The sequence below is a fragment of the Thauera sp. 27 genome (genome assembly GCF_000310125.2).
Taxonomy (GTDB): domain Bacteria; phylum Pseudomonadota; class Gammaproteobacteria; order Burkholderiales; family Rhodocyclaceae; genus Thauera; species Thauera mechernichensis.
The window spans coordinates 44,079-63,626 of record NZ_AMXB01000009.1; the positions used below are offsets into that span (position 1 = coordinate 44,079).

Sequence of the window (19,548 nt, forward strand, 5' to 3'; positions counted from 1 at the left end):
CAAGCATGTATGCGCCCGCTCGGCCTGTCGGAGCTCGAACCATAGCGCGAAACATACCCAAAATGGGGAGTTCGTTCATCGCAATGCTCCGCGTCGCCACAACGGCCGGAGCGCCAACAGGCCGAGCAGCGGCCCGGGCAGGAGCAACCACGCGACGCGATCGCCAAGCAAGGGCCACAAGCGCGTTGCAAGCTCGATGGACGCCATCGTAAATGCATAGCCTACCGCATTCTGGAGCGCAAGCACGCTGCCCACGATCTGCTGCGGGCAAGCCTGCGCAGAAAGTGCGGAGAAGTGCGGTGAATCGGCCACCACGCTCGCCCCCCAAACCAGCATCAGCACGCCCACCAGCACGGCCGGCGCGGTGCTCGCCAGCGGATAGAGCGCGCAGCACAGGGCCGATACGGCCAATGCCAGCGCCGCCACGCGTGCGCTGCCGACACGGCGGCTGAGCATGCCGCCGAGCACGCAACCCGCAGCGCCGATGCCGATCACCACGAACGCGAACGCCGACCCGCCGCCCTTGCCGTCCCATGCCGCCGTCACCAGCAGTGGCACCAGCGTCCAGAACGCGTAGAGTTCCCATTGATGGCCGAAATAGCCCAGCGCAGATGCGCGCAGGCGCGGCGCACGAAAGGCGAGGACGACCTCACCCAGGCGCAGGTGCGGCATGCCGCGCCGGCGCACGAGATGAGGCCCGTCGCCAAGTCGCCAGATCATGAGCGCTGCCGCCACCGCCAGCAGCGATGATACAAGGATGGTGGGCTGCCAACCCCAACCGGCGTCGAGCGCGCGCACGCCATGCGGCAGCGCGGTCCCCAGCGTGAGCATGCCGACCAGCCAGGCCAGCGCGGCGCCAGCCTGTTCCGGCACCCAGCTCACCACCAGCTTCATGCCCAGCGGATAGACCCCGGCAAGCGCCAGGCCGACGACAAAACGCCATGCGAGCCCCTCGTCCAGACCCTGCGCCAACAACGCAAAACCCGCATTGGCCGCGGCGCCGACGAGCGCGCTGCACGCGAAGATGCGGCTGGCGGCAAAACGGTCGGCCAGGCCGGTGAGCGCAAACACGAGCGTGCCGACGATGAAGCCGAACTGGACCGCGTTGGTCAGGCGGCCGATGTCGGCGCTGTTCAGGCCCCAGGCCAGCATGAGATCGCCGCCCGCGCTGTTGGCGGAAAACCAGAGCGAGGTGCCGAACAGCTGGGCAAGGACGATGATGGCAAGTGGCGACGCGGGCATGAAACGGAGTCTGCCGCGAGAACAGGCGTCTTCTCAAGCGGGGAAACCCTCTGCCCGGGCGTAAAAAAAGGCCCAGGCACTTTCGAGCCTGGGCCTGAATCCACATCACGAGGAGAGTGGAGGAGACAGGTGCGATATTACACAAGGGATTTGTGCGTTGCAACATCCAGGCCATCGAAAAGTGTTTCCGAGCGTGATCGATGACACACCCGGAGCGGGCTGTATCCGTGCGCAGGCCCAGCGGCTAACATTGCGCCTTTGCCGCCCACTGCCCGAAGACCGTGTCCCACAGCCCCTCAGAGCGCCCCAAGGTTCCGACCATCACGGTAGGCCTGCGCCCCCACCCCAGCAGCCCAGATGCAGCCGTTACCGGCAGCGGCCCGGTCGGCCGCCTGCTCGCCACCATGTATGCCGCACCGGAAGGCGGTGCAGTGTTCGAGTTCCGTCTCGACGACAGCCGCATCGACCGCCTCGTCGTTCCCGCGCCGCAGCCTTCCGTCGCGGCCGACGGCCTATGGCAGCACACCTGCTTCGAAGTCTTCCTCGGGGTGCCCGGAGAGCCGACCTACCGCGAGTACAACTTCTCGCCCAGCGGCCAGTGGGCGGTGTACGCGTTCCAGGGCTGGCGCCAGCGCGTCGACGGCTTTGCCGCCGAGCAGGCACCCGAAATCCAGTGCGCCCACGACGCGGGCAGCCTGGTGCTGGAGGCACGCGTCCCGGCCGGACTGCTGCCGGCGGTGCCGCCGGGCACCGACCTCCAGGTCAGCCTGGCTGCCGTCATTGAACGCAAGGACGGTCAACTCGAGTATTGGGCGGTACGCCATGCCCCCGCTCAGCCCGACTTCCACGCCCGCGACACGTTCGTCCTCACGCTGGCCACCGCAACGCGCGCCCAGCCCTGATCCGCATGCCCCAATTCATCCAGTTCGGCCTCGACCGCTTGCTCGCCGAGCCGGCGCTACGCCGGCCGCTCGCCGGCCGTCGCATCGCCCTGCTCGCTCACCCGGCATCGGTGACCCGCGACCTCAAGCACTCGCTCGACGCCCTCGGCGCCTTGCCCGACATCACGCTATCGGCCGCCTTCGGCCCGCAGCATGGCCTGCGCGGCGACAAGCAGGACAACATGGTGGAGTCGGCCGACTATCGCGACCCGCTGCATGGCATCCCGGTGTTCAGCCTGTACGGCGAAGTGCGCCGGCCGAACGCGGCGATGATGGACAGCTTCGACGTGCTGCTGGTCGACCTGCAGGACCTCGGCTGCCGCATCTATACCTTCATCACCACCCTGCGCTACGTGCTGGAAGAGGCGGCGAAGCATGGCAAGTCGGTGTGGGTGCTCGACCGCCCCAACCCGGCCGGACGGCCGGTCGAAGGCACGACGCTACAGCCTGGATGGGAGAGCTTCGTCGGCGCCGGTGCCTTGCCGATGCGTCACGGCCTGACCATGGGCGAACTCGCCAACTGGTTCGTGGCCACCCTGGGCCTCGACGTCGACTACCGCGTGATTCCGATGCAGGGCTGGCAGCCCGAGGCAGCGCCCGGCTACGGCTGGCCGCTGGGCGAACGCAGCTGGATCAACCCCAGCCCGAACGCGCCCAACCTGTCGATGGCGCGCTGCTATGCCGGCACCGTGATGCTCGAAGGCACGACCCTGTCCGAAGGTCGCGGCACGACACGCCCGCTGGAGATCTTCGGCGCCCCCGATCTCGACGCACGCGCACTGATCGCCGAGATGCGTACCCTCGCACCCGAGTGGCTGCGCGGCTGTGTACTGCGAGACTGCTGGTTCGAGCCTACCTTCCACAAGCATGCGGGCCGCCTGTGCAACGGCGTGCAGATCCATGTCGAGGCGCCTGAACACTACGCGCACCATGCCTTCCGCCCGTGGCGGCTACAGGCGCTGGCCTTCAAGGCCATTCGCAGGCTTCAGCCCGACTATGCGCTGTGGCGCGACTTCGGCTACGAATACGAGTTCGACCGCCTCGCCATCGACCTCATCAACGGTTCGCCGGTATTGCGCGAGTGGGTGGACGACCCCGCCGCACGCCCACAGGACCTCGACGCCCTTGCCTGCGCCGACGAGGCGGCCTGGCTCGAGACGCGCGCGCCCTTCATGCTCTACCCGGGCTAGGCAGCGGGGGCGACCAGTGCACGTGCCTCGCCTAGCGCCGCGGCAAGGTCGTGACGCAACAGGGCCGCGGGCAGGTTTGGCGCGTGCAGGCGCAACAGCTGGGCATGAATCGCCGGCGGCACGACGACGAGCACGGCGATCGACTGCGCCTTCAGGCGATCGACCATCTCCTCGAGTGCGAACTGCGCCGACAGGTCCATGAAGGGCACCCGGCTGCAATCGAACACCGCGACCCGGGTACCGATCACCTGGTCCACACGGTCGAGCAGCTGGCTGGTGGAGCCGAAGAAGAACGGACCGCCGACCTCGATCACGCGCACGCCGCTTTCCATGTCGGCGGCACGACCTCCCTCGCCCTCGCCGGCCTCGCGCGGCACCGGCCAGATGCGCAGGCTCGCCTGTGCGACCAGCTGGTGGATGATGAGCCCCATCGACAGCATGACACCGGCGGCCACGGCGACAATCAGATCCACCAGCACAGTCAGCAGGAATACCGCCGCCATCACCGCGACGTCGGCGCGCGGCGCACTGCGCAGCAGCTTGAGCAAGCGGTAGTCGAGGATGTCCACCCCGACCTTGATCAGAATCCCGGCCAGTACCGCGAGCGGGATCTCGCTCGCGAGCGGACCGGCCCCGAGCAGCAGGGCGAGCAGGAACAGCGCGTGCACGACCCCCGACAGCCGTCCCCGCCCGCCCGACTTGATGTTCACCACGGTACGCATGGTCGCGCCCGCGCCGGGCAGGCCGCCAGCGAACGCGCACAGCATGTTGCCGACGCCCTGGCCGATGAGCTCGCGGTTGGAGTGGTGGCGGGTGCGTGTCACCGAATCGGCGACCAGCGAGGTCAGCAGGCTGTCGATGGAACCGAGCATGCCGAGCGTGATGCCAAGCACCAGGATGGTCGTCCACGTCTCCAGGCTGAAGCTGGGCAGCGCAAGCTCGGGCAGACCGACCGGGATCTCGCCGATCACCGCGACGTCGAAGCCGGCGAGGGCGGACAGCGCGGTCATCGCCAGCAGCGCCACCAGCGGCGCTGGCACGATGCGGCTGATCGACATCGGTGTCCGGAACACGATGACGAGGGTCATGAGGCCGAGCAGCAGCGCCTCCCCGTTGAAAGCGCCGAGCACGCCGGGCAGGCCGAGGATCGCCCCCAGTGGCGAGGACGACGGCAGCGCGCCGAGCAAGGGCGCCAGCTGGAGCGCGATGATGATGACGCCGATGCCGCTCATGAAACCGGACACCACCGGGTAGGGAATGAAGCGCACGAGCGCCCCGGCACGCACCAGGCCGAGGCCGATCTGCACGATCCCACCCACCAGCACGGCCGCCATCGCCATGCCAAGATCGCCACCTACAGCGACGAGTGCCGATGCGAACACCACGGTCATCGGCCCCGTCGGCCCGGAGATCTGCATCCGCGTGCCACCGAGCAGGGCCGCGACGAGACCGAGCACGATCGCGCCGTAAAGGCCGGCCGCGGCACCCGCGCCGGAGGCGACACCGAACGCCAGCGCGAGCGGCAGCGCGACCACGCCAGCCGTCAGCCCCCCGAAGAAATCCCCCCTCAGCCGCGCCAGCGCGGAAGCCCCCTGCTCCATCGATTCACCCATGCCCGATCGACAGCCTGGCGGGTGCGGCCGATTGCTCGGATGCTGTCTCCCCCCGCCTCGTTCTTTTCGCCACGATGTGGCAAAAGAAGCGCCGATGCAAGCCTGCAGGGGCGTCTTGTCGTAGCATTGCGGAGGACACCGCCCCAACGCGAACGCCACCCCGCCCACTACACCAAGACGCGCGGCCACGCCCGGACCGACGCGACCGGAGAATCGCCACGATGATCAAGCACGGACTCCAGATTTTTGCCTGCAGCGCCAGCCGCGACCTCGCCTGCGACATCAGCCAGCGCCTGGGCATGCGGCTCGGGCAACTGGACATCTCGCGCTTCTCCAACGACAACCTGCGGGTGCAGATCCAGGACAACGTGCGCGAGCGCGACGTGTTCGTGTTCCAGTCCTTCACCGAACCGGTGAGCGAACACATCATGGAGTTGCTGATCACACTCGACGCGCTGCGCAGCGCCTCGGCCCAGCGCATCACCGCCGTGATCCCCTACTACTCGTACGCACGCTCGGACAAGAAGGACGCGCCACGCATCTCGATCACCGGCCGTCTCATTGCCGACCTGCTGCACACTGCCGGCGCCGATCGCGTGCTCACCATGGACCTGCATGCCGACCAGGTGCACGGCTTTTTCAGCGTGCCGGTTGACCACCTGACCGCGGTGACGCTCATCGTCGAGCACTTCCGCAACCGCTATGACCTGTCCAACATGGTCGCGGTCGCCACCGACGCGGGCGGCGCCAAGCGGGCCGGGCGTTTTTCGGAGAAGCTGGGCATCCCGATGGCGATCATCGACAAGCGTCGGGTATCGGACACCACGGTCAAGCAGGGCTATGTGGTGGGCGAGGTCGCCGGCCGCGACGTGGTGATCTTCGAGGACGAGATCGCCACCGGCGGCACACTGGTGTCCTCGGTCGACACGCTCAAGGCGGCAGGCGCGAAGAGCGTGCATGCGGCAGCCACCCACGGCGTGCTGTGTGGCCCAGCCATCGAACGCTTGCGCAACGCCGCGCTCGACAGCATCGTCGTCACCAACACCGTCAACCTGCCGGCGGAAAAACGCCTCGACAAGCTCACCGTGCTCAATGTTGCACCGCTCTTTGCTGCCGCCATCGAGCGCATCCACAGCGGCCAGAGCGTAGGGGCCCTGTTCGAGTGAGCGTACGCGCCCGGCCGCTTACTTGTCGGGCCGCAGCGACACCATCCAGTAGGTCACGCCCAGCGCCAGCACGATGACGCCGATGGCGAACAGGTACATCGGCTCGAGCGTACTGAGGTCGAGCACGATCACCTTGCGCGCGATCGCCATCAGCGCGGTCGCGATCACCAGCTTGACGTGGATGACATCGTCGCGCAGGTAGAGCGTGATGTTGACGAAGATCTCGATCGCGATCAGGACGGCGAGAAAGGCCGCAAAGACGACGAAGATGTCGTTTAGATCGAGCAGCAGGAATGGCGGCGAGGACAGCTTCTCGTAGAGCACGAGCACGACGTCGGCTACCGTCCACAGGATCACTGCGACCATCAGCACCGCGAGCACGCGGATCGCCTGGCGGATGACCCAATGCAGGCGGTCGATCAGGGGGTCGTCGACGCGCTCGCCGAGGTGGTTGTCGTGCTCGGAGGCGCGCATGTTCCTGTTGTCCGACATGATGATCTCTCCATGCCTGCCGCCCGCGCCCGGCCTGCCCCCTGTTGGACCTGCAGGCCGGACGTGCGGTGCTCAGTTGAGTTTTCCAGGGGATGCCTTCATTCCCCACTTCTCCAGTGCGCGCCCGAGAACCTCGACCTCGGCGAGCGTCTCGACGCCATCGGCGCTGACGATGTCCTGCATCGCGCGCAGCAAGGCTTGCTGCAGGGCCGGTTCGGAGATGTCTTCCAGAACCAGATCGAGAACCTCGTCGGCCAGCCTGAGCCGCATGCCATCCATGTAGTGCGCACCCAGCATGAGGTCGTCGCAATACTCGCGCAGGATGCGTTCGAATTCGAGCTGACCGATCCCCAGGCGGCGGGCGAGGTCCGTCCGCATTGCGGCATCAATCTCATCACGATCCAGGCCGCCGTCGGCCAGTACGGTCAGGGCGAGGATGCGGGCGGCGGCGGGCGTGCTGTCGGCTTCGTAGTGGCGCATGGCGATGTCTCCTGTGGTGTCGGAAGCACTGCAACCGCCTGACATTCCCGGTCGGAATGCACTGCGTGCTGCAGGTGAGTCAGACCTTAACGGAGAACAGTTCTCATAAAAAGTCGATTATCATTAGGCCATAAATCGATTTTTTAGATGGAACCTCATGGCGAACGCAAATATCGATCTCAACTTCAAGCACCTGCGCTACTTCTGGATGGTGGCCCGTGTGGGCTCGATCGCAGGTGCGGCGCGGATGCTGAACCTGGCACCGCATTCAATCAGCGCCCAACTCGCGACCTTCGAGGCTACGCTCGGCGTGACCCTGTTCCGGCGTGCCGGTCGCCGGCTCGAACTCACCGAAGCGGGCGAGCGCATCCTCGGCCACGCCGAGGAAATCTTCGCGCTGGGCGAGCAGGTGGTGGAGATCGTGCGCGACGACGGGCTGCGCCGCGACTTGCCGTTCCGGATCGGCATCCCGGACAGCATGCCCAAGTCGGTGGCCCACCGCCTGATCGAGCCGGCGCTGCGCGTCGACCGGCCGGGGCGGCTGGTGTGCCGCGAGGCGCCACTGACCGAGCTGCTGGGCGAGCTCGCGCTGCGCCGGCTCGACCTGATCATCGCCGACCGCGCCATGCCCGCCGAGGTCGGCGTGCGCGGCCACAGCACCCTGCTCGCCGAAAGCGGGCTCACGGTATTCGCGGCGCCAGAGTTGGTGCCCACCCTGCAGGGGACCTTCCCCGCGATGCTGGACGGCGCCCCCTTCCTGCTACCGGGTCAGGACGTCGCCCACCGCGCGGCCATGCTGCGCTGGTTCGAGGAGCGCCAGTTGCAGCCCGACGTGATCGCCGAGTTCGACGACAGCGCGCTGCTGAAAGCCTTCGGCCAGGGTGGTGCCGGGCTGTTCGCAGCACCAACCATGATCGAACCCTACGTGCGCGCACAGTATGGTGTGATGCACCTCGGTGAGATGGCGGAGGTACGCACGCGGGTGTACGCGATCACCACCGAACGCAGGCTGTCGCACCGGGCCATGAAAGCCATTCTCGACAACGCATCGCCCAACGACGATGCGGCAGGCTGCGCAGGTCAGCCCTGAGCCTGGCCTGCCTGCTGGGCTGCAATCTCCGCGCGCACTTGCTCCATATCGAGGCCGCGCACGCCCTGAATGACCTGTTCGAGCGCGCTCGCCGGCAAGGCACCGGACTCGCGGAACACCATGACACCCTCGCGGATCACGGCGATGGTGGGGATGGAGCGGATCTGGAATGCGGCGGCAAGATCCTGCTGCGCCTCGGTGTCGATCTTGCCAAAGACGATATCCTGATTGGCCTCGGCCGCAGCCTCATACACGGGTGCAAAGTTGCGGCAGGGGCCGCACCAAGCTGCCCAGAAGTCGAGGAACACGATTGCGTTCTGTTCGACCGTATCGTTGAAGTTGTCGGCGGTGATCTCGAGCGTGGGCATGACAGCCATTCCAGGAAAGTCAAACCCGCATGATACACGCGAGCCCGTCCGCTCCCTCGCTCACCCACCGCGACGGATCTTCGCAGGAGCGGCGCCAGCCACGCGCCACGGGTCGATCGGTTCGTTTGCCCCGGATGCACTGCCGGGCACGCAAGCAGCATGACGTTCCGCGCGACAGCGCCCATAATGGGGACAAGAAACACTGAATCCGCATATTCATCCGGCAATCCGCATGTCCCGCCCCGCCACGCTCCGCGACGTCATCTTCAAACGCCTGCTGCTGCTCGTCACGGGCGGCCTGCTGGCGGTCATGGCTGCCGTGGTCGGGTTCATCGTGCTGCCACTGCACGAGCGCCTGACTGCCAGCGAGTTCACCCGCGTCGCCGACCTGGTCGAAAACACGCTGCGCGAGACGGTCGAATTGCCCAGCCAGATCCTGCCCTCGGCAGCCGAGTGGCTTGCAGGACAGAAAGCACCCTTCGATGACACGCAGGCCGCCGAGCGCTACTTCAAGCCTCTGCTGAGCCATGTCCGCAACATCAGCTCGATCGTGATCGGCAACGAGGAGGGCCGCGGCTGGATGCTGCTGCGCCTGCCTGACGGTCGGTGGCGCAGTCGCAGCACCGACCTTCCAGGCACGGGCAGCGAACACCTCATCGTCGAGGAGGACGTTGCCGGCAATCGTAGCGAGCACTGGCAGACGCTCGACTACGACGCCCGCTCGCGGCCTTGGTACGAGGGCGCCGTCCGCCCAGGCACCGTGCGCTACTGGACGCCCCCATACACCTTCTACACCACCGGCCAGCCGGGTATCACGGTTTCCCAGGCCGTCAGCTTGAGCGATGGCAGCCAGGGGGCGATCGGTCTCGACATCCTGCTCGCCGAGCTGTCGACACGCACGCGAGAGGCACGCATCGGTGCAAGCGGCAGCACGCTCGTGCTCACCGAGGGAGAACTGGTGCTGGCGCTGCCACGCCGCCCCGACCATATCGCCGAGAGCGACTGGCTGGGCACACTGATGCTCCCCGCCAGTGCGCTAGGCCAGCCCAGCATCAACGACGCGCTGTCGCTGTGGCGCCAGGCTGGCCGTACACGCTTCTCGGCGAGCCGCTTCAACTCGGAAGGGGAGGACTGGATCGCGGCAATGACGCCGTACGAGGTGGGCGAGCAGCGCCTGTGGGTACTCACTCTCGCCCCCGCCCGCGAGTTCGAGCCGGCATGGTCGCTCATCGGGCTCACCATCGCCGCGACACTCGGCATTCTGATCGGCGTCGCCGCCGTCATCGCGCAGCGGCAGGCACGCACTATCGCTGCACCGCTCGAGATGCTCGCAGTGCAGGGCAAGCGCATCGGAGCGCTCGATTTTTCCCGGCCGCCTCCACTGCGTACGCGCATCGCCGAGCTCGCCCAACTGAGCACCACGCTCGACGAGATGCGAACCCTGCTCGGCCGCAACCAGACGGCGCTGGCCACCCAGGCCGGTCAGCTGCAACTGCAGGTGGAGGAGTTGCAGACGGCCGAGCATCGCATCCACGCCCTCGCCTACTTCGACCCCCTCACCCAGCTACCCAACCGGCGGCTGCTGATGGACCGTCTCGCCCATGTCCTCGAGGCCGGCAGGCGCCGCACCAGCCACTGCGCGCTGCTGCTGCTCGATCTCGACAACTTCAAGGTGCTCAACGACACCCTCGGCCACGACCATGGCGACGAACTGTTGCGCGAGGTCGCCCGGCGGCTCTCGCAGGCGGTTCGCAGCGGCGACACCGTCGCCCGCCTGGGCGGCGATGAGTTCGTCGTGATCCTCGAGGACTTGAGCGAAGACCACGACGAAGCCCGGCAGCAGGTGGGCGAGATCGGGCGCAAGATCCTGCAGGTGATCGAGCACTCGTACCAGGTACACAAGTTCAACGCCGATATCTCCGCCAGCATCGGCGCCGTGCTGTTCGGCCAGGAAGCAGGGACTGCCGAAACCGCGCTCAAGCATGCGGACATGGCGATGTACCAGAGCAAGGCGCTGGGCCGCAACTGCCTGAGCTTCTTCGGCCCCGAGCTTGCGGTGAAGCTGAGCGCGCGCGCCGGCCTCGAAGCCGATCTGCGCCACGCCCTGGAAGCGGGCCAGATCCATCTCCACTACCAGGCCGTGGTCGATGTCGGCGGCAGGCTGGTCGGCGCAGAGGCGCTGATGCGCTGGAGTCACCCCGAGCGTGGGCAGGTACCACCGGCAGAGTTCATCCCCGTGGCCGAGGAAAGCGGATTGATCATTGCCCTCGGAACATGGGCGATCGAGTCCGCCTGCGATCAACTGCTGGCGTGGTCGGCGACCTATCCGCAGCACGCGCTCCAGATCGCCATCAACGTCAGCGCGCGCCAGTTTCACCATGCCGATTTCGTCGCGACGGTGACGGACATACTCGGCGCCCGCAACATTCCAGGCGCCTGGATCAAGTTCGAGCTCACCGAGAGCATGCTGCTCGAGGACACCGAAACGGTGGTCGAGCGCATGCAGCAGTTGCGGGCGCTCGGCATCGGCTTTGCCCTCGACGACTTCGGCACCGGCTACTCGTCGCTGAGCTACCTGAAACGGCTGCCACTGACCGCACTCAAGATCGACCGCTCCTTCGTCCGCGATGTGTTGACGGACCCCAACGACGCGGCGATCGCGCGCACCATCATCGCCCTCGCCCATACCATGGAGTTGCGCGTGATCGCCGAGGGGGTCGAACTGCAGGCGCAGTTCGACATGCTGGCGGCCGCAGGCTGCGATCGCTTCCAGGGCTACCTGATCGGCCGCCCCGAACCCAGCACAGTCTTCGGCACCCGCCTGGAGCCCCACCCGCCTGCCGCCTGACACGGCGTCGGGCCTCTCCATCAGCGCATCAAAGCAAGGGCGCCAGCCAGCGCGCCGCCGCCTCCACATCCATGCCGGTGCGGCGCGCCCAGTCTTCGAGCTGGTCGCGGCCGATCTTCGGGATGGCGAAGTAGTGGCTCTCGGGGTGGGCGAAGTAGAAGCCGCTCACCGCCGCTGCCGGCGTCATCGCATAGCTTTCGGTGAGATCCATGCCGATACGCGCGCGCGCGCCGAGCAGTTCGAACAGCGGGCCCTTCACGGTATGGTCGGGGCAGGCCGGATAGCCGGGCGCCGGGCGGATGCCGCGGTACTGTTCGGCGATCAGCGCCTCGTTGTCGAGCGTCTCATCGGCCGCGTAGCCCCAGCATTCCCGGCGCACGCGCTCATGCAGCCATTCGGCGCAAGCCTCGGCCAGGCGGTCGGCCAGGCTCTTGAGCATGATGGCGTGGTAGTCGTCGTGCGCCGCCTCGAACTCGGCGAGCTTGGCCTCGATGCCCAGGCCAGCAGTCACCGCGAAGGCGCCGATCCAGTCCGGCACGCCCGACTCCTTGGGCGCGACGAAGTCCGTCAGGCACCAGTGCGGCTTGCCCGCCGGGCGCTCGTGCTGCTGACGCAGGCCGTGCCACACCATGGCAAGGTGCTTGCGGTCCTCGCCGGTGTAGATCTCGATGTCGTCGCCGACCGCGTTGGCCGGGAACAGACCGAACACCGCCTTGGCCTGCAGCCAGTTCTCGGCGACGATCTTGTCCAGCATGGCCTTGCCATCCGCGAACACGTTGCGCGCGGTCTCGCCCACCACCTCGTCATCGAGAATGGCGGGGAAGCGGCCGGCGAGGTCCCAGGTCTGGAAGAAAGGACCCCAGTCGATATAGCTCGCCAGCTCGCCGAGCTCGACGTCGATCGCCTGCACGCCGAGCATGTTGGGGCGCGGCGGCTGGTAGGGCGTGAATCCGGCCTGGTGGGCAGTGCTGCACGCGGCCACGCGCTCGGCCGTCCAATCGGTACGGAAAGCGTTGGCACGCGCTGCCTCGAGGCCGACCAGCTGCATGCCCTTCTTGCCGGCGTGCAGGACGCGGATCTTCTCGTAGTCGGCAGCGACCTCGGCCTTGAAGGCCTCGCTCTGGCCCGCGGACAGCAGTGCGGTGACCACGCCCACTGCGCGCGAGGCGTCGGGCACGTACACCACCGGCTGGTCGTAGTGCGGCGCGATCTTGATCGCGGTGTGGTTGCGGCTGGTGGTGGCACCGCCGATCAGCAGCGGCACCTCGAAACCCTGGCGCTTCATCTCGGCGGCAACGTGGGCCATCTCCTCCAGCGAGGGGGTGATGAGGCCTGACAGGCCGATGGCCTGCGCGCCGTGTTCCTTGGCCGCCTCGAGGATCTTCGCTGCCGGCACCATCACGCCGAGGTCGATCACCTCGTAGCCGTTGCAGCCGAGCACCACGCCGACGATGTTCTTGCCGATGTCGTGCACGTCGCCCTTCACCGTGGCCATGATGATGCGGCCCTTGCTGCTGGCGCCGGTGCGCAGCTTCTCGGCCTCGATGTAGGGAATGAGGTGGGCGACGGCCTGCTTCATCACCCGCGCCGACTTCACCACCTGGGGCAGGAACATCTTGCCTGCGCCGAAGAGGTCGCCGACCACGCTCATGCCCGCCATCAGCGGACCTTCGATGACCGCCAGCGGCGGCTTGCCTTGGGCCTCGAGCTTGGCGCGCACCTCCTCGGTGTCGGCGACGACGAACTCGGTGATACCCTTGACCAGTGCGTGGCTCAAGCGCTCTTCCACCGACCACGCGCGCCAGGCGAGGTCCTGGGTGGACTCCTTGGCCTGGCCCTTCACCGTCTGCGCCAGCTCGACCAGGGCCTCGCCCGCCCCCGCACGGCGGTTCATCACCACGTCCTCGACCTTGTCGCGCAGCACCGGGTCGAGCTCGTCATACACGCCGAGCTGGCCGGCGTTGACGATACCCATCGACAGCCCGGCCTTGATCGCGTGGTAGAGGAACACGGTGTGGATCGCCTCGCGCACCGGGTCGTTGCCGCGGAAGCTGAAGGACACGTTCGACACCCCGCCCGAGGTCTTCGCGTAAGGCAGGTTGTCCTTGATCCACGCCACGGCGTTGATGAAGTCGACCGCGTAGTTGTCGTGCTCCTCGATGCCGGTGGCGATGGCGAAGATGTTGGGGTCGAAGATGATGTCTTCGGCCGGGAAGCCGGCGCCGCCTTCGGCAACGGGCTTGACCAGCAGCTTGTAGGCACGCTCGCAGATCTCCGTCTTGCGGCGGAAGGTGTCGGCCTGGCCCTGCTCGTCGAAGGCCATCACGATCACCGCGGCGCCATAGCGGCGCGCGAGCCGCGCCTGGCGCAGGAACTCGGCCTCGCCCTCCTTCATCGAGATCGAGTTGACCACGCCCTTGCCCTGTATGCACTTGAGGCCGGTCTCGATGACCGACCACTTCGACGAATCGAGCATGATCGGCACGCGCGAGATGTCGGGCTCGGTAGCGATGAGCTTGCAGAAGCGCTCCATGGCGGCGACCGAATCGAGCATCGCCTCGTCCATGTTGATGTCGATGACCTGGGCGCCGTTCTCGACCTGCTGGCGCGCCACCGCGAGCGCGTCGTCGAAGCGGCCTTCGAGGATCATGCGCGCGAAGGCCTTGGAGCCGGTAACGTTGGTGCGCTCGCCGACGTTGACGAACAGGGCGTCGCCGCCGACGTTGAAGGGCTCGAGGCCCGACAGGCGCAGCTTCTTCTCGATGGTGGGCACGACGCGCGGCGCGAGGCCTGAAACGGCTTCGGCAATCGCCGCGATGTGCGCCGGCGTGGTGCCGCAGCAGCCGCCGACGATGTTCACCAGGCCACTCTGCGCCCACTCGCGAATCTGGCTGGCGAGGTGCTCGGGCGTCTCGTCGTAGCCGGTGGGCGACAGCGGGTTGGGCAGGCCGGCGTTGGGGTGGGCGGACACGTGGGTGTCGCAGGCGTTGGACAGTTCCTCGACGTACTGGCGCAGCTGGTCGGCGCCGAGCGCGCAGTTGAGGCCGAAGCTGATCGGCTGCGCGTGGCTGAGCGAATTCCAGAACGCCTCCGCGGTCTGGCCCGACAGCGTGCGGCCGGAGGCATCGGTGATGGTCCCGGAGATCATCACCGGCCAGCGCTTGCCGAGATCGTCGAAGAGCTTCTCGATCGCGAACACCGCGGCCTTGGCGTTGAGCGTGTCGAACACCGTCTCGATCAGCAGGATGTCGGCGCCGCCTTCGAGCAGGGCCTTGGCCGAGTCGTAGTAGTCGTCGACAAGCGCATCGAAGCTGATGTTGCGGAAGCCGGGATCGTTCACGTCCGGCGAGATCGACAGCGTGCGCGAGGTCGGCCCGAGCACGCCGGCACAGTAGCGCGGCTTGGCGGGGTTGTTCGCGGTGTATTCGTCGCACAGCTCGCGCACCAGGCGCGCACCCTCGACGTTGAGTTCGTAGGCCAGCGCCTCCAGCCCGTATTCGGCCTGCGACACGCGGGTGGCGTTGAAGGTGTTGGTCTCGATGATGTCCGCGCCGGCCTCGAGATAGGCGCGGTGGATGCCTGCGATCACGTCCGGGCGCGTGAGCACCAGCAGGTCGTTGTTGCCCTTGAGGTCCTTCGGGTGGTCGAGGAAGCGATCGCCGCGGTAGTCCGCCTCGCCCAGCTTTTCCTGCTGGATCATGGTGCCCATCGCGCCATCCAGGATCAGGATGCGGTCGGCGAGAAGCTGGCGGAGTTCGGTACTGCGATCGGCTTGCATGGGTCGGTCCTCGGTCGTTCGACGGTCGCCGGGCAACGCCACGCACAAAAGCGAACGGCGCCACAAACCGGCTGAAGGTTTGTGAGCGCCGTTGATCGGTTGCCGAGCCTGGCCCGCACAGGTTCGGTGGGTCGCAGCGCTCCTCGGCAAGGCTGCGATTCTAGCCGCAGTGCCGCGGCACTGCCAAGGAGGCAAGCGCGACCGGGTGGTCGCCGCTGCCGACATGCTGGCGCGAAAGCGGTGGGGTGCTCACCGTGGGAGCGGCACCCGCCGCGAGCTCTTCGGAGAATTCCCGGGACCCTGTCGCGCGGGAATCGGCAGGAACCAGCACGCTCACACGCCGCCGCCCCTACCAGTACCAGGGATGCGCAAATGGATGGCGGTAGAACGGGCGCGGATACCCCCAGCCCATGCCCCACCCCCAGGGGTGGCCGTAGTAGCCTGCCCAGCCGCCGAAGAGCACACCGTCGCGCGGGTACACATAGGTCTGGCTGGTGCGCACGACCTTGTCGTCGATGAAGTGCACGTTGAACAGGGTCGCAATGCCCGGACCGTCATTGCGGACGTTCCAGTCCCACACCTCTTCGCCGGAGTTGCGGAAACGCTGCTCGGAGCGATGCGTGCCGAGCAGGCGCGAGACCTGCTCCTTGTCCATGCCGCGCTCGACGCGTGCCAGGTTCTCGGGCGCGAGCGCATCCCACTGGCGCAGCACGACACCGCCCGCGTCCACCTCGACCATCAGGCAGGACCAGCCATTGGGCTGAGTCGCATACTCCAGTGTGGTTGTGCCGTCCTCGTTGGACCAGCGCCGCGTCGGCTCCCCACGCTCGGCCAGCGCTTCGGCCTCGGTCGTGTATGGGCGCGGTGGCGCGAATGCGGCGCAACCGGCCAGCTGCATCACAAGCACGGCCAGTATCGCCCAGGCCAGGGCGCGCGCCACCGGCCAGGGCCACGCCGAGAGGGGACTGCCACCGATGCCGGTTGCCCCGCCATTGCTGTTTGCCATCCTTGCCTCCCTGCTTCGTCAGCGGCCGCGGTAGCGCGTGTATCGCCCCGTTCCCGTCACCCGTCCGTCGGTGTTGAAGGAGACGGTGAAGAAGACCGCATCGCCGCCGCTGGCCTCGCCATGGTCAATCTTCCATTCCCACACCGTCTCCTGCTTGAGCGCGAAGAACTGACTGGAGGCCGCCTTGCCGAGCAGGCGGCGAACCTGATCCGCGTTCATGCCGCGTTCGACCCTGGCAAAGGTGCCTTCGTTCAGCACCTGATCGATGCTGCGCAGGATCTGGTCCGGGCCGATGGTGATCATGAAACACTCGATTCCCTCGGGCTGACGGCTGTATTCCCAGGTCAGCGAGCCGTCCTCGTTGCGCCACTCCATGTGCGGTGGACCGAAGCGCTCGCGCACCTCCACCGCGGTCGACACGCCGGGCTTGAGCTCCTTGACGTTGATGTAGTCGCAGGCGGTGATGCCGATGGCGGACAACAGGCCGCAGATCCAGGCGAGCAGGCGTTTCATGGTGGCTCCGGTTGGCAAGGCAGCGGAACCGCCATGTTACCGCGCACTCGCCACCCAGATCCGCCCCCTCGGACGATGCATGCAGGCGGGAAGCGCACTTGCCTGCGGATCTTCACAACGCACTCTCGATCGGCATTTTGCACCGCACTGCGTGCACGTGCGACCCGAAGCGTAGCGCTGACCTGCGGGCCGCCGTGAGACGTGCCCAGCAATGGTGCGGCGAACCCTGTCCATGCGCCACGAAGGGGCTCAAGAGCTCCAGGCACGACATTCCCAATCGTAATATCAACGCCATATCAAAGACTTATTGCATTGCACAAGATTCGGCACAATTCCTGCAAAGGACGTCACGCGGCCCAGTCCTGGCCTGTATCCGTAGTTTCCCTAGCCATCTTGCGGAAGCCCGACTGCACGCGAAATACTTTGAAACACCCCCCGGAATCAACACGCCCAAGGCGGCCGGGAGTGTCCTTGCTCAGTCGGTACCCCATCCCTTCAGGAGGTGTTTGATGAAGCCTGTAAGAACTGCAGCTCTTTCCATCCTCGCCGCAACGACGCTCGGCCTGTCTTCTCATGCCAGCGCCGGCACCACGCTCGACGCAGTCATGAAGAAAGGCTACGTCCAGTGCGGTGTCAGCGACGGTCTTCCCGGTTTTTCCTTCACCGACGCGCAGGGCAACTACAAGGGCATCGACGTGGACGTCTGCCGTGCCGTCGCCGCAGCCGTGTTCGGCGATGCCAGCAAGGTGCGCTTCACCCCGCTGACTGCCAAGGAACGCTTCACGGCCCTGCAGTCCGGCGAGGTCGACGTACTGTCGCGCAACACCACCTGGACCAGCTCGCGGGATTCCGGGATGGGCCTGCATTTCGCCGGTGTCACCTACTACGACGGCCAGGGTTTTCTGGTGAACAAGAAACTCGGCGTCAAGAGTGCCAAGGAACTCGACGGCGCTGCGGTGTGCATCCAGGCCGGCACCACGACCGAGCTCAACCTCGCCGACTACTTCCGCAGCAGCGGCATGAAATACACCCCGATCACCTACGACAAGTCCGACGAGACCATCGTCGCGCTCGAGGCCGGCCGCTGCGACGTGCTGACCTCCGACCAGTCCCAGCTCTACGCCCAGCGCATCAAGCTCGCCAACCCGGAAGACTACGTGGTGCTGCCCGAGGTGATCTCCAAGGAGCCGCTCGGGCCGCTGGTCCGCCAGGGTGACGACGAGTGGTTCAACATCGTGCGCTGGACGCTGTTCGCCCTGCTCAACGCCGAAGAGGCAGGCATCTCCTCTGCCAACGTCGAAAAGGAAGCCGCCAGCTCGACCAACCCCGACGTCCGTCGCCTGCTCGGCGCCGACGGTGACTACGGCAAGGACCTGAAGGTCTCGAAGGACTGGGTGGTCAACATGGTCAAGCAGGTCGGCAACTACGGCGAGATGTTCGAGCGCAACGTCGGCATGGGCAGCGAGCTCAAGATCGCACGCGGCCAGAACGCGCTGTGGAACGCCGGCGGCCTCCAGTACGCACCGCCGGTACGCTGAACGCCTCAGCTGATGCCTCATGACCCGGACGCCGCGGCAGCGGCGCCCGGGCCTCGACTGCAGCCCAACCTTCACCAACCGAGCGTCGCATGCATACTCCGGCAAGCAGCCCGCCGCCGCGGGCCTCCATGCTCAACGACCCCAAGGTCCGGGGCCTGGTGTTCCAGGTCCTCGCGATTGCAACGGTGATCGCGATCGGCTGGTACCTGTTCGACAATACCCAGACCAACCTGGCCCAGCGCGGCATCACCTCGGGCTTCGACTTCCTCGATCGCTCGGCCGGCTTCGGCATCCTGCAGGCCCTCATCCCCTACACCGAGAGCGACACCTACGGCCGCGTCTTCCTCGTCGGCCTGCTCAACACCCTGCTCGTCGCCGTGCTCGGCATCGTACTGGCCACGATGATCGGTTTCATCGTCGGCATCGCGCGTCTGTCACCCAACTGGCTGATCAGCCGGCTGGCTGCCATCTACATCGAGATCTTCCGCAACATCCCGCCATTGCTGCAGATCTTCTTCTGGTATTTCGCGGTGTTGCGAGCCATGCCACCGCCACGCGACAGCCATGCGGTCGGCGACGCGATCTTCCTCAACATCCGTGGGCTCTATCTGCCTTCGCCGAGCGCAGCCGATGGGTTCTGGGCCTTCGTCACCGCGCTGGCGCTTGCCATCCTCGCCTGCGTCGTGCTGGCACGCTGGGCCAAGGCCAGGCGGGAAGCAACGGGCCAGGCCTTCCCGCTGCTCGCGGCCTGCATCGCGCTGCTGGTCGTCGTGCCCGCGGCCGCCATCGGCCTTGCCGGAACACCGCTGCATTGGAGCGTACCGGTGCTGACCGGTTTCAACTTCCGTGGCGGCTGGGTGGTGATCCCCGAGCTCGTGGCGCTCACTGTGGCACTTTCGATCTACACCGCCGCCTTCATCGCCGAAATCGTGCGCTCCGGCATCCAGGCCGTCAGTCACGGCCAGACCGAGGCTGCGCGCTCGCTGGGACTGCGTCCAGGGCCGACGCTGCGCCTCGTCATCCTGCCGCAGGCGATGCGGGTGATCATCCCGCCGCTCACCAGCCAGTACCTCAACCTGGTCAAGAACTCGTCTCTGGCCGCTGCGATCGGCTACCCCGACCTCGTCTCGGTGTTCGCCGGCACCGCGCTCAACCAGACCGGACAGGCGATCGAGACCATCGCCATCACGATGTCCGTCTATCTCGCAATCAGCCTTGCGATCTCGATCCTGATGAACATCTACAACAAGCGCATCGCGCTGGTCGAACGCTGAGGGAGCGAC

Annotated in this window: 15 protein-coding genes and 1 riboswitch; of the genes, 7 read left to right on the forward strand and 8 right to left on the reverse strand. The window is 66.7% G+C overall.

Features of this window, described 5'->3' with window-relative positions; all coding sequences use genetic code 11:
* Positions 1-75: 75 nt before the first annotated feature.
* Entirely contained in the window at positions 76-1,242 is a 1,167-nt protein-coding gene (locus B447_RS06545; RefSeq protein ID WP_002937896.1) for an MFS transporter, read from the reverse strand.
* 281 nt (positions 1,243-1,523) lie between these two features.
* On the opposite strand from B447_RS06545, the gene B447_RS06550 reads away from it, so the two are divergent.
* Both B447_RS06550 and B447_RS06555 read left to right on the forward strand, forming a co-directional pair.
* Entirely contained in the window at positions 1,524-2,144 is a 621-nt protein-coding gene (locus B447_RS06550) for a DOMON-like domain-containing protein (protein ID WP_002937897.1), read from the forward strand.
* 5 nt (positions 2,145-2,149) lie between these two features.
* On the forward strand, positions 2,150-3,373 hold the full coding sequence (locus tag B447_RS06555) for an exo-beta-N-acetylmuramidase NamZ family protein (protein WP_002937900.1): 1,224 nt from the start codon (positions 2,150-2,152) through the stop codon (positions 3,371-3,373).
* Here the strand turns inward: B447_RS06555 and B447_RS06560 are convergent.
* Positions 3,370-4,986, reverse strand: coding sequence for a SulP family inorganic anion transporter (locus tag B447_RS06560; protein WP_157384649.1), 1,617 nt, complete (start codon positions 4,984-4,986; stop codon positions 3,370-3,372). The two genes, B447_RS06555 and B447_RS06560, sit on opposite strands and share 4 nt — an antisense overlap.
* Before the next feature lie 221 nt (positions 4,987-5,207).
* Here B447_RS06560 and B447_RS06565 point away from each other — a divergent pair, with 221 nt between their 5' ends.
* A complete protein-coding gene (locus B447_RS06565; protein ID WP_002928812.1) occupies positions 5,208-6,152 on the forward strand; it encodes a ribose-phosphate diphosphokinase in 945 nt (314 codons plus the stop codon).
* Between the two features lie 18 nt (positions 6,153-6,170).
* Here the strand turns inward: B447_RS06565 and B447_RS06570 are convergent, their stop codons facing one another.
* A complete protein-coding gene (locus B447_RS06570; protein WP_002928808.1) occupies positions 6,171-6,644 on the reverse strand; it encodes a phosphate-starvation-inducible PsiE family protein in 474 nt (157 codons plus the stop codon).
* Positions 6,645-6,716: 72 nt separating this feature from the next.
* Entirely contained in the window at positions 6,717-7,124 is a 408-nt protein-coding gene (locus tag B447_RS06575; protein WP_002937905.1) for a hypothetical protein, read from the reverse strand.
* Positions 7,125-7,281: 157 nt separating this feature from the next.
* Here B447_RS06575 and B447_RS06580 point away from each other — a divergent pair, with 157 nt between their 5' ends.
* Positions 7,282-8,214 (forward strand): LysR family transcriptional regulator, encoded by a 933-nt coding sequence (locus B447_RS06580; protein WP_002937916.1) that lies wholly within the window; start codon positions 7,282-7,284, stop codon positions 8,212-8,214.
* Here the strand turns inward: B447_RS06580 and trxA are convergent.
* Complete coding sequence (gene trxA / locus B447_RS06585) at positions 8,205-8,582, reverse strand: thioredoxin (protein ID WP_002937918.1); 378 nt, start codon at positions 8,580-8,582, stop codon at positions 8,205-8,207. The two genes, B447_RS06580 and trxA, sit on opposite strands and share 10 nt — an antisense overlap.
* Before the next feature lie 232 nt (positions 8,583-8,814).
* On the opposite strand from trxA, the gene B447_RS06590 reads away from it, so the two are divergent.
* Positions 8,815-11,430, forward strand: coding sequence for a bifunctional diguanylate cyclase/phosphodiesterase (locus tag B447_RS06590; RefSeq protein ID WP_002937921.1), 2,616 nt, complete (start codon positions 8,815-8,817; stop codon positions 11,428-11,430).
* Between the two features lie 28 nt (positions 11,431-11,458).
* Here the strand turns inward: B447_RS06590 and metH are convergent, their stop codons facing one another.
* From metH to B447_RS06605, 3 genes are all read right to left on the reverse strand, one after another.
* Positions 11,459-15,208: a methionine synthase gene (metH, locus tag B447_RS06595; RefSeq protein ID WP_002937924.1), complete on the reverse strand. Its 3,750-nt coding sequence runs from the start codon at positions 15,206-15,208 to the stop codon at positions 11,459-11,461.
* Positions 15,209-15,284: 76 nt separating this feature from the next.
* A riboswitch (S-adenosyl-L-homocysteine riboswitch) is annotated at positions 15,285-15,359 on the reverse strand.
* A gap of 198 nt (positions 15,360-15,557) precedes the next feature.
* On the reverse strand, positions 15,558-16,214 hold the full coding sequence (locus tag B447_RS06600; RefSeq protein ID WP_002937927.1) for a hypothetical protein: 657 nt from the start codon (positions 16,212-16,214) through the stop codon (positions 15,558-15,560).
* An 18-nt stretch (positions 16,215-16,232) separates the two neighbouring features.
* A complete protein-coding gene (locus B447_RS06605) occupies positions 16,233-16,727 on the reverse strand; it encodes a hypothetical protein (RefSeq protein WP_002928792.1) in 495 nt (164 codons plus the stop codon).
* A 509-nt stretch (positions 16,728-17,236) separates the two neighbouring features.
* Between B447_RS06605 and B447_RS06610 the strand changes: the two genes are divergently transcribed.
* Complete coding sequence (locus tag B447_RS06610) at positions 17,237-18,265, forward strand: amino acid ABC transporter substrate-binding protein (protein ID WP_002928790.1); 1,029 nt, start codon at positions 17,237-17,239, stop codon at positions 18,263-18,265.
* 89 nt (positions 18,266-18,354) lie between these two features.
* On the forward strand, positions 18,355-19,539 hold the full coding sequence (locus tag B447_RS06615) for an amino acid ABC transporter permease (protein ID WP_037982510.1): 1,185 nt from the start codon (positions 18,355-18,357) through the stop codon (positions 19,537-19,539).
* Positions 19,540-19,548 lie beyond the last annotated feature (9 nt).